The following is a 10691-nucleotide window of genomic DNA, read 5'->3' on the forward strand; positions in this document are numbered from 1 at the left end:
TGAAGTCTGAGATGCGGCGCAACCTGCTCGACGCGCTGCGCGACGGGCGGGACTCCGCGCCCGGCCTGCTCGGCTTCGGCGCGACCGTGCTGCCGCAGCTTGAGCGTGCCCTGCTGGCCGGTCACGACATCGTCCTGCTCGGCGAGCGCGGCCAGGGCAAGTCGCGCCTGCTCCGGACACTGCCGCTGCTGCTGGACGAGTGGACCCCGGTCATCGACGGCGCGGAGTTGGGCGAGCACCCGTTCGACCCCATCACCTCGGAGTCGCGGCGACGTGCGGCAGAGCTGGGCGACGAGCTGCCTGTCGCGTGGCGCCACCGGGGCGATCGGTACCTGGAGAAGCTCGCCACCCCGGACACGTCGGTGGGTGACCTGGTGGGCGACGTCGACCCGGTCAAGGTGGCGGAGGGGCGCAGCCTGGGCGACCCGGAGACCATCCACTTCGGGCTGGTGCCACGCGCGCACCGGGGAATCATGGCCGTCAACGAGCTGCCGGACCTGGCCGAGCGCATCCAGGTGGCGCTGCTCAACGTCATGGAGGAGCGCGACATCCAGGTGCGCGGCCACTCGCTGCGGCTGCCGTTGGACGTGCTGCTGGTGGCCAGCTCCAATCCCGAGGACTACACCAACCGCGGCCGGATCATCACACCCCTCAAGGACCGCTTCGGCGCCGAGGTCCGCACGCACTACCCGCTCGAGCTGGATGACGAGGTGGCCGTCATCCGCCAAGAGTCGCAGCTGGTGGCGGAGGTGCCGGAGCACCTGCTGGAGGTGCTGGCCCGGTTCACGCGGCTGCTGCGCGAGTCCACCTCCGTCGACCAGAGTTCGGGTGTGTCCGCGCGCTTCTCCATCGCCGCCGCCGAGACGGTGGCCGCCGGGGCGTTGCGGCGCTCCGCGATCCTGCACCAGCCCGGCGAGCAGGGGGTGGCGCGCCCGGTGGATCTCGAGGCGGTGATACCGGTGCTGCGGGGCAAGCTCGAGTTCGAATCCGGCGAGGAGGGTCGCGAGGACGCGGTGCTCGAGCACCTGCTCCGCCGGGCCACCGCCGACACGGTGCGGGGGCGGCTGGGCGGGATCGACCTCGGCCCGCTGGTGTCGTTGATCGACCAGGGGACGCAGGTGGTCACCGGCGACGACGTCTCCGCGGCCGAATTGCTGGGTTCACTCGCCGATGCGGAGACCGTCGCCCCGGTGATCGAACGGCTCGGCGCGCGCACCGCGGGCGAACGCGCCTCTGCGGTGGAGTTCGCGCTCGAGGGGCTGTTCCTGGCGCGCCGGGTGGCGAAGGACACCGGCGACGATGACGGCAGGACGGTGTACGGCTGATGACCGGCCCCGATCCGCGGGGACGCCGCGGGCACGGCGGCCACGATCCGGGTGGCCCGCAGACGGACCTCCGTCACGCCCGGTACGGCCGGTACCGGGGCGGCCCGGACCCGCTTGCGCCGCCGGTGGATCTGCGCGAGGCGCTCGCCGACATCGGTGAGCAGGTCATGGCGGGCACCTCGCCGCGCCGCGCGGTACGGGAGTTGCTGCGCCGCGGCATGCGAGGGACCGCGGGGCTCGACGAGCTGCGCCGCCGCGCCGCCCGGCGCCGGAGCGAGCTGCTCGACAGAGGCGACCTGTCCGGCACCCTCGAGGAGGCGCGCAGCCTGCTGGACGAGGCGGTGCTGGAGGAACGCAAGGCCCTGGCGCGTGCGCTCGACGACGACGCGCGGTTCCAGGAGATGCAGCTGGCCGAGCTGCCGCCGTCCACGGCCAAGGCCGTCGAGGAGCTCGGCGCCTATCCGTGGCGGAGCGCCGAGGCGCGGGACAAGTACGAGCAGATCAAGGACCTGCTGGGCCGCGAGATGCTCGATCAGAGGTTCGCGGGGATGAAGCAGGCGCTGGAGAACGCCACCGACGAGGACCGCCGGCGCGTCGAGCGGATGCTGGAGGCGCTGTCCGGCCTCCTGGACGCGCACAACCGGGGGGAGGACACGACCGCACGGTTCGCGGAGTTCATGGACGGGTACGGCGACTTCTTCCCGGAGGGGCCCGCGAGCGTCGACGAGCTCATCGACGCGCTCGCGGCGCGCGCAGCGGCGGCGCAGCGGCTGCGCAATTCGCTGTCGGAAGACCAGCGCGCGGAACTCGACGCGCTCGCCCGGCAGGCCTTCGGGAACCCGGGCATCGCCGAGCAGCTCGCACGCCTCGACGGGCAGCTGCAGGCGGCGCGCCCCGGCGCCGGGTGGTCCGGCGACGAGGATTTCGGCGGGTCCGAGGGGATGGGCCTCGGCGAGGGGACGTCGGCGATCCAGCAGATCGGTGACCTCGAGGCGTTGTCGGAGACGCTGTCGCAGCAGTACCCGGGCGCGACGATGGACGACGTCGACCTCGACGAGCTGGCCCGGTTGCTGGGGGGCGAGGCCGCCGTGGATGCGCGCACGCTCGCGGAACTCGAGCGCGCCCTGCACGAGCAGGGACTGGTGGACCGGGGGCCCGACGGCGATCTGCGCCTGTCGCCGGCCGCGATGCGCAAACTCGGTCAGGCCGCGCTGCGCGATGTCGCGCGCAGCCTCTCGTCGCGGGCCGGCGGCCGCGAAACGCACCGCGCGGGTGCGGCGGGCGAACCGACGGGCGCCGCGCGGCCGTGGCGGTTCGGCGACACCGAACCGTGGGACACCACCCGCACGGTCGTCAACGCGGTCCTGCGCACGGCAGGGACGGGCTCCGGCCCCCCGGTACGTTTGAGAGTGGACGACGTGGAGGTGGTCGAGAACGAGAGGCGCACCCGCGCGGCGGTGGCGCTGCTGGTGGACATCTCGTTCTCGATGGTGATGGACGGCCGGTGGGTGCCCATGAAGCGCACGGCGCTGGCGCTCGAGCATCTCGTGCGGACCCGCTTCCGCGGGGACCACCTGCAGATCATCGCCTTCGGGCGGCATGCGCGCACCATGTCCGTGCAGGAGCTGGCCGGCCTGGACGAGATCTTCGAGCAGGGCACCAACCTGCACCACGGGCTGCTGCTGGCCGGGCGGCACGTGCGCCGATACCCGGACGCGCAGCCGGTGGTGCTGGTGGTGACCGACGGCGAACCCACAGCTCACCTGCAGCCGGGCGGCGACGCGTTCTTCGACTACCCGCCGCACCCGGTCACACTCGCGCACACCGTGGAGGAACTCGACGCGTTGCGCAGGCTCGGCGCGCAGGTGACGTTCTTCCGGCTCGGCGGCGATCCGGGTCTGGGGCGGTTCGTCGACACGATGGCGCGCCGCGTGTCCGGCCGCGTCGTCGCCCCCGACGCCGACGGGCTGGGCGCCGCAGTGGTGGGCGACTACCTCCGGGCGCGGCGCAGGCGGTGAGCCGGGCCGCCCGCCGTCACGCCCACTTGTTGGCGGTGACGGTGAAGCTGGGCAGATCCTCCAGCTTCACCACGTACTCGTAGGCGCGTTCGTACCCGGTGCGGGTGATGCGCCACTGCCCGTCCTCGCCGCGCGCATAGTCGTCGTCGTAGACGGCCGCGCCGCGCAGCATCACGCCCTGCGAGGGGATGAGCACGGTGTCGCTGAGATGCCAGTAGCCGTGCGCCGTGTCTCCGTCGACGGTGATCTCGGGGTGTGCGACGAAGTGCTCGGTGAGCATCTCCTTGCGGCCCATGTGCTTGCGCATGAACGCCACCAGCGCGTCCCGGTCGTCGAAGGTGTACTTGCCGTACTTGGCCGTGATCGACGGCGCGAGGGTGTCGGTGAACGGCTCCCAGTCCTTGCCGTCGAGGCAGCGCAGGTAGCGGTGCTTGAGCCGCTTGATCTCCTCGATGGCGACGAGGGTGGCCAGGGCCGGGTCGGCCGGGGCTGCGTGGGTCACGTGCTGCTCCTGTGGCGGGGTGTCGGTTCGGCGGGTGCTTCCGGCCCGGCACGCGAATGCAAGGAGCCGGGCAGGACGAACGCTACGTCCTGCCCGGCTCCCGCCGGAGAAGTGCTCCCGATCACCGGGCCCGGCCGCGCGACGCGGCCGGGCATGGGCGGTCAGTGCGTGGTGTACGGCAGCAGCGCCATCTCACGGGCGTTCTTGACGGCGGTGGCGACCTGCCGCTGCTGCTGCGGGCTCAGCCCCGTCACGCGGCGCGAGCGGATCTTGCCGCGGTCGGAGATGAACGTGCGCAGCAGGTTGATGTCCTTGTAGTCGACCGTGGCGATGCCGGCGGCGGTCAACGGGTTCTTCTTGGGCTTGCGGGGCGCGTCGTTGCGGTTCTTGCGGGACGACGACGACGACGAATTCCTCTTGCCAGCCATATTGTGCGGCCTCCTAGCGGCGTTTCGGTGCGGCGCGGCGGGGGGTGCGACGCCGTGGGCGGGTGTGACTCGACCTGTGACAGGACTTCCGGGCAGCTCCACCCGTGGGGAGGCCCGGCGGGCACACCCATGACCAGATAAACCTACGCGAGGGCACGCCCCGTGGTCCACTCAGGGGTGCATCGTCGGCCCGGCCGGTGCCCGGGTGTCCGGATGCAGGGCAGAGATCCCGACGGTTGGGCACGGCCGGGCATAATCGCGGTGGCCCGCGCATGTCCCGCCCGCGAACGATGGAGGAGGCCGCTGTGCTCACCACACTCGACCTCGTCGGCACGGCCGCGTTCGCCGCCTCCGGCGCGTCGATCGGGGTGTTCAAGCGCCTGGATCTGTTCGGGGTGTGCGTCGTCGGCGTCACCACGGGCATCGGCGGCGGCATCACCAGGGACGTCCTGCTGGGCGTGCACCCGCCCACAGCCTTGGTGCAGTGGCCCGATTTCGTCGTCGCGCTGGCCTTCTCGCTGGGGGTGTTCCTGCTGCACCCGCTGCTGGGGCACGTGCAGACCGCGGTGTTGTGGCTCGACGCACTGGGAATGGGGGTGTTCGCCACCACCGGCGCGGCGACGGCGCTGCGCCACGACGCCGAATGGTGGGCCGCGATCCTCATCGGCGCGATCACCGCGATCGGCGGCGGGGTGCTGCGCGACGTGCTGGTCAACGAGATGCCACTGCTGTTGCACCGTGACTTGTATGCGACCCCGGCGCTGGTCGGGGCGACGATCGTCGTGGGCTTCGAGCTGGGCTCGGTGCCGTATCCGTGGGGATTGGTGACGGGGACGGTCATCGCCACGGTGCTGCGCCTGGCGGCGCTGGCGCGCGGGTGGAACCTGCCGTCGCCGCCGCAGTGGGGCCGGACCTCGTAGGCTTTGCGTGTGGCGGTGAACATTCTGGTGGTCGACGACGACCGTGCGGTGCGTGATTCGTTGCGCCGGTCGTTGACGTTCAACGGCTATGCGGTCGAGACCGCGCACGACGGCCTCGACGCGTTGGAGAAGATCGACGCGGCACGGCCCGACGCTGTGGTGCTGGACGTGATGATGCCGCGCGTCGACGGGCTGGAGGTGTGCCGGCGCCTGCGCGGCACCGGCGACGACCTTCCGGTACTGATGCTCACCGCGCGCGATTCCGTCTCGGAGCGCGTGGCGGGGCTGGACGTCGGTGCGGACGACTACCTGCCGAAGCCGTTCGCCATGGAGGAGCTCCTGGCCCGGCTACGCGCCCTGCTGCGTCGCGCCAACCCGGAGGAGGACGCGGACGGCGAACCCGCCGAGGTGCTGGCGTTCGCCGACCTCACCCTGGACCAAGGTAGCCGCGAGATCATGCGCGGCGACCGCCCCATCAGTCTCACGCGCACGGAGTTCTCGCTGCTGGAGATGCTGCTGGCGAACTCGAAAAGGGTTCTCACACGGGGCCGGATCCTGGAGGAGGTGTGGGGCTACGACTTCCCCACGTCCGGCAATGCACTGGAGGTGTACATCGGCTATCTGCGCCGCAAGACCGAGGCCGGCGGCGAGCCGCGCCTGATACACACGGTCCGGGGCGTCGGCTACGTGCTGCGGGAAAGTCCCCCGTGACGCAGCACCTGCGTCCGGATCCGCGCGCGTGGCTGGCGCACCTGCGCCGCGTTTCGCTGCGCGGGCGTGTCACGGCGCTGGCGACGACGGTCGCGGTGGTGCTGGTGGCGGCGATGGCGGTCTCGACATACTTCGTCGTCCGCTCCGCCCTGTACACCTCGGTGGACACGCAGTTGCGTGCGCGTGCCGCGACGTTCGTCGACAGCTCGGCGCTGGCATTGGACCCCAGCTTCGTCCTCACACTCGCGCGGGCGTTCACCTCGGACATCAGCGTGGCGCTGATCTACCCCGACGGCTCCGTGTACGCACCCGGCCCTCGCATCCCCATCGGCGGACCGGAGGTCGCGGTGGCGAGCGGGCACGACCAGTCGTCACTGCGCACCGCGGGCGGCCAACGTATCCTCGCGGAGCGTTCCCAATCCGGGGTCACCCTGGTGCTCTCGCAACGGCTGGCGCCCACGCAGCGGGTGCTCGACAGGTTGGCGCTGGTGCTCGGGATCGTCGGCGGCATCGGCGTCGTCGTCGCGGCGGCGGCCGGAACCGCCGTCGGCAGAACCGGTCTGCGCCCGGTCAGCCGGCTCACCGCGGCGGCCGAGCGCGTCGCGCGCACGGACGACCTCACCCCGATCCCTGTCTCCGGCAACGACGAACTCGCACGACTCACGATGAGCTTCAATGCGATGCTGCGTGCCCTGGCGGACTCGCGTGAACGGCAGAGCCGGCTGGTCGCCGACGCCGGTCATGAGCTCAAGACGCCGTTGACATCGCTGCGCACCAACGCGGAGCTGCTCATCGCCGCCGGGCGTCCTGGCGCGCCTGCTTTGCCCCCGGGGGAGACCGAGGCGATACGCGACGACGTGCTGGCGCAGATCGAGGAGTTGTCGACCCTCGTGGCGGATCTGGTGGACCTCGCGCGGGAGGACAGCCCGGAGACCGTGCGGCAGCGTATCGACCTGCGCGAGGTGCTGGACGGGGCGCTCGACCGCGTGCAACGGCGCCGCTCCGACGTGCAATTCGAGGTGTGGGCGGCGTCGTGGTTCGTCTACGGCGACGCCGGTGGATTCGGCCGTGCGGTACTGAACATCCTGGACAACGCGGCCAAGTGGAGCCCGCCGGGGGAGAAGGTGCACGTAGCGCTCCGCCAGGTGGGGCCGCATCTGGCCGAGCTCACGGTGGCCGACGCCGGGCCGGGGATCCCCGAGCCGGACAGGCAGTTGGTGTTCGAGCGCTTCTACCGGTCGGACACAGCCCGCTCGATGCCGGGCTCGGGCCTGGGCCTGGCGATCGTGCGGCAGGTCGTCGTGAAACACGGCGGGGTCATCACCGCGGACGTGTCCGATCGTGGGGGCGCGTTGATCCGCATCGCCCTGCCGGGCGAGCCGGGGTCGGCGCCCGGGGCGAGGACGCACGTGGACGGTTGAGCCGCGCCCACAGGGTTCGTAATTCGTTCCACGGGGAATCACCAGTGTGCTCTCAGTGCGTTCTCAGCAACGTGCACCAGGCTGAAGATCAGAGGTCGCCGCCCCGGGGCGGCGCGGGGACCGCGCCGCCGGGATAGTCCGCCGGCGCGGCGGCATCCGAAGATCGCGGCGGCGTGGGCGCCGCCAGGGAGAGAGGCCGAGAATGGACGACAATCGCAATCCCGACAGGCGCAATCCCGACAGGCGCGATCCCGACAGGCGCAATCCCGACAGGCGCGATCCCGACAGGCGCGATCCCGACGGCGGATTCGACGGCGGGGAGCACGGCCGCGGACCTGGACACGACGGGGACCTGGGCGGCACGCAGGACCCGCCACAGCAATACGGCCCGCAGGCGGGAGCGCCGGACGGTCCGCACCCCACCGAGGAGCTCCACGGGCTGGGGACGCCGCCGCCCGCGCACTATCCGGGTCCGGGCCCCTACCAGGCGCCCGGACCGTACCCGCCGGGCGGCGCATACCAGGGGGTGTATCCGGGGCCGGGCCCCGAGCACTACCCGGGCCCGCAGCACGGGGCGCCGTCACCGCTGGCGGCGAAACCCCCGCGCCGCAGGCCGGGCGCGGCCGTGCTCGTCGCCGGGGCGCTCGCGTTCGCGCTCGTCGGCGGGGCTATCGGTGGCGTGACCGGCGCGTACTTCGCGACCAATGACGATTCCGGTTCGGCGTCGGTCGTGCAGGCGCTCAACGATTCGACCACCAAGGCGCAGCCCACCGCGGCCGCCCCCAGCGGATCGGTGCAGCAGGTGGCGCAGAAAGTGCTGCCGAGCGTCGTCGAGATCAAGGTGGCCACGCGCGGCGGGGGCGGTGAAGGCTCCGGCATAATCCTGTCGCAGGACGGGATGATCCTCACCAACAACCACGTTGCCACGGCCGAGTCCTCCGGGCCCGTGCAGATCCAGGTGACGTTCGCGGACGGGTCCACGAGTCCCGCGAAGATCGTCGCCGCGGACCCCGTCACCGACATCGCGGTGATCAAGGCCGACAAGACGGGACTCACACCGATCGAGCTCGGCTCGTCCTCCAACCTCCAGGTGGGCCAGCAGGTGGTCGCCATCGGCTCGCCGCTGGGCCTGTCCGGCACCGTCACAGCGGGAATCATCAGCGCACTCAATCGGCCGGTGTCCACCAGCGGCAACAGCGGCGACCAGGCGACGGTGATCGACGCGATCCAGACCGATGCCGCCATCAATCCGGGCAACTCCGGCGGCGCGCTGGTGAACATGAAGGGCCAGCTGATCGGCATGAACACCGCCATCGCTTCGCTCGGCGAGGGCATGGGGCAGCAGTCCGGCTCCATCGGCCTCGGCTTCGCCATTCCTGTCGAGCAGGTCAAGCAGATCTCCCAGGACCTGATCACCACCGGGCACGCCCAGCATGCGCAGATCGGAATCACCGTCCCCGTCCGTTCCAATGCCTCCGGCGCACTGGTGATGTCGGTGCTGCCGGGCGGGCCGGCGGACCAGGCGGGCATCAAGAAGGGGCAGGTGATCACGAAGGTCGATGACCGGGTCGTGAGTGGCGGTGACGGGTTGATCGCAGCGGTCCGGTCCCACGCGCCCGGCGACAAGGTCACCGTCACGGTCACCGACGAGAACGGCGGGAATCCGCACACCGTCGACGTGACGCTCGGAGAAGCGCAGAACTGACCGGCGGGGCGGGCCGTATCATCGACAACCGGAGCATCAGGAGCACAGTGATCATCATCGACACCGACACCGACAGCGAGACCAACACCTTCAGCGAGACCAACGGATTCCGTCTGACCGACGACGGAATCGCCGCGACGGCGCTGCTGGGCACTACGGTGGACCGTATGGACAGACTGAACACTCTCGCGGGGCGGGCGCTGATCGTCGTCGTCGACGATCGGGCGGCCCACGGCGACGTCGAAGACGAGTCCGGCCCCCTGGTGGGCGAGCTGCTGCGGGAGGACGGTTTCCTCGTCGACGGGACCGTGGTCGTCGCCTCGGACGAGGTGGAGATCCGCAAGGCGCTCAACACCGCCGTGATCGGCGGCGTGGACCTGGTCGTGTCCGTCGGCGGCACAGGGGTGTCGCCGCGTGACGTCACCCCCGAGGTCACCATAGAGATCCTCGACCGCGAGATACCCGGGATCGCCGAGGCACTGCGGTCCTCGGCGCTGGCCGCGGGCTCCATCGAGGGCGGCCTGTCGCGCGGCGTCGCGGGCATCTCCGGGAGCACGCTCGTTGTCAACCTGGCGGGCACCCGCGAATCCATCCGCGACGGGATGGCGACGCTCGCGCGCCTGGCCCGGCACGTGATCGGAGATCTCTCGCGTGTCGACGAGTAGCGATCCGGCCGGCCGGGCCGCGGCGCCCCCGCCGCTCCATGACGATCCGACGCCCGACGAGGCTCCGGCGGCTGCGGCGGACCGGGCGCGTCGGTGCGCCGCGCAGCGCGCCAGGATCGACCGCATCTTCGGGGACAACCTGCCCGAAGCCGGCGGCGACGAGCTTGCGCGGAACAGCGTGCGCGAGAGGGGCGGGGACGGCGCCGAGGAATGGCTGCGCAGCAACGTGCCCCCGCACCACGGCTGAGTCGCCCGACCGGTCCGGAGCAGGTCCATCACGCGATGTGGTCGATGCCGCGGGTTTCAGTGCATTGTGACGGTCATGGCGCGGGTCATCGACGCGGATGCCACGCGCGCCGCCTGCTGCGCAGGCAGCGCCACCAGCAGGATGCGCCCGCGGCGTGACCTCGAGTCGGCGGCCGGTGGCACGAGCACGACGGGTGCAGCGGTGGCCATCGTCAACGGGGAATCGTCGCGGCGGGGACTGACAGGCGGGAGATCTCCTGACCGCCCCGGGGCGGCACCGCCGCCGGTGTCGACGTTGTCGGCGCCGGTGAGTTCGGTCGTCTGCGCCTGGTCGTCGGGCGGCGCAGCGATGATGTCGACGAGATCGCCGGCGTGCACCACCTCGGCGAGTGCCGGGTCGGCGAGGCGGACGGTGACCAGGCGGGCGTCCTGCACCCCCGCGGCCGCCCTGGCCAATGGTTCTCCCAGCAGCCGCACATCGGTCAGCGCCTCCCCGGCGCGAACGGGAGCGGCGATGATGCGTTCCAGCGCGGCGTCCGCCGCCGACAATGCGCCGCGTGGCACGGCCCGTGAAGCTCGCCGCACCACGGCCAGGTCCGCGGCCGTGATCTCCGAACCGGGCGACAGGTCATGCGCGGCGATGACGACGTCGACCTCGTCCGAGGCAGGATCTCCGCGGACGGCGAGGACCACCGCCGTGACCGCCAGCACCGCCGCCGCGCAGCGGCGCAGGGCGACGGCGCGCGGCCA

Annotated in this window: 11 protein-coding genes; 8 read left to right on the forward strand and 3 right to left on the reverse strand. The window is 71.7% G+C overall.

Annotation, left to right across the window (positions count from 1 at the left end):
• Positions 1-11 precede the first annotated feature (11 nt).
• Both JJ683_RS11495 and JJ683_RS11500 read left to right on the forward strand, forming a co-directional pair.
• Positions 12-1325 carry an ATP-binding protein gene (locus tag JJ683_RS11495; protein WP_200174234.1) on the forward strand — a complete coding sequence of 438 codons (1314 nt, stop codon included), beginning with the start codon at positions 12-14 and terminating at the stop codon, positions 1323-1325.
• A complete protein-coding gene (locus JJ683_RS11500; protein ID WP_242474632.1) occupies positions 1325-3343 on the forward strand; it encodes a vWA domain-containing protein in 2019 nt (672 codons plus the stop codon). Before JJ683_RS11495 ends, JJ683_RS11500 begins: the two co-directional genes overlap by 1 nt.
• A 16-nt stretch (positions 3344-3359) precedes the next feature.
• Here the strand turns inward: JJ683_RS11500 and JJ683_RS11505 are convergent, their stop codons facing one another.
• Both JJ683_RS11505 and rpsR read right to left on the reverse strand, forming a co-directional pair.
• Entirely contained in the window at positions 3360-3845 is a 486-nt protein-coding gene (locus JJ683_RS11505; protein WP_307810874.1) for a nuclear transport factor 2 family protein, read from the reverse strand.
• A 161-nt stretch (positions 3846-4006) separates the two neighbouring features.
• Positions 4007-4273 (reverse strand): 30S ribosomal protein S18, encoded by a 267-nt coding sequence (gene rpsR / locus JJ683_RS11510; RefSeq protein WP_200174213.1) that lies wholly within the window; start codon positions 4271-4273, stop codon positions 4007-4009.
• Positions 4274-4563: 290 nt separating this feature from the next.
• Here rpsR and JJ683_RS11515 point away from each other — a divergent pair, with 290 nt between their 5' ends.
• The 6 genes from JJ683_RS11515 to JJ683_RS11540 all read left to right on the forward strand — a co-directional run bounded on the left by JJ683_RS11515 (position 4564) and on the right by JJ683_RS11540 (position 9942).
• Entirely contained in the window at positions 4564-5193 is a 630-nt protein-coding gene (locus JJ683_RS11515; RefSeq protein WP_200174241.1) for a trimeric intracellular cation channel family protein, read from the forward strand.
• Positions 5194-5208: 15 nt separating this feature from the next.
• Positions 5209-5904, forward strand: coding sequence for a response regulator transcription factor (locus tag JJ683_RS11520; RefSeq protein ID WP_200174243.1), 696 nt, complete (start codon positions 5209-5211; stop codon positions 5902-5904).
• Complete coding sequence (locus JJ683_RS11525) at positions 5901-7325, forward strand: HAMP domain-containing sensor histidine kinase (RefSeq protein ID WP_307810876.1); 1425 nt, start codon at positions 5901-5903, stop codon at positions 7323-7325. Before JJ683_RS11520 ends, JJ683_RS11525 begins: the two co-directional genes overlap by 4 nt.
• 202 nt (positions 7326-7527) lie before the next feature.
• Positions 7528-9030, forward strand: coding sequence for a S1C family serine protease (locus tag JJ683_RS11530; protein ID WP_200174214.1), 1503 nt, complete (start codon positions 7528-7530; stop codon positions 9028-9030).
• A gap of 167 nt (positions 9031-9197) precedes the next feature.
• Entirely contained in the window at positions 9198-9695 is a 498-nt protein-coding gene (locus JJ683_RS11535; protein ID WP_200174247.1) for a MogA/MoaB family molybdenum cofactor biosynthesis protein, read from the forward strand.
• On the forward strand, positions 9682-9942 hold the full coding sequence (locus JJ683_RS11540) for a hypothetical protein (protein ID WP_200174216.1): 261 nt from the start codon (positions 9682-9684) through the stop codon (positions 9940-9942). Before JJ683_RS11535 ends, JJ683_RS11540 begins: the two co-directional genes overlap by 14 nt.
• Before the next feature lie 56 nt (positions 9943-9998).
• Here the strand turns inward: JJ683_RS11540 and JJ683_RS11545 are convergent.
• The coding region (locus JJ683_RS11545; protein ID WP_200174217.1) for an SAF domain-containing protein at positions 9999-10691 on the reverse strand (693 nt) is incomplete at its 5' end.

Origin of the sequence: Tomitella cavernea (assembly GCF_016599145.1) — a bacterium.
GTDB lineage: Bacteria > Actinomycetota > Actinomycetes > Mycobacteriales > Mycobacteriaceae > Tomitella > Tomitella cavernae.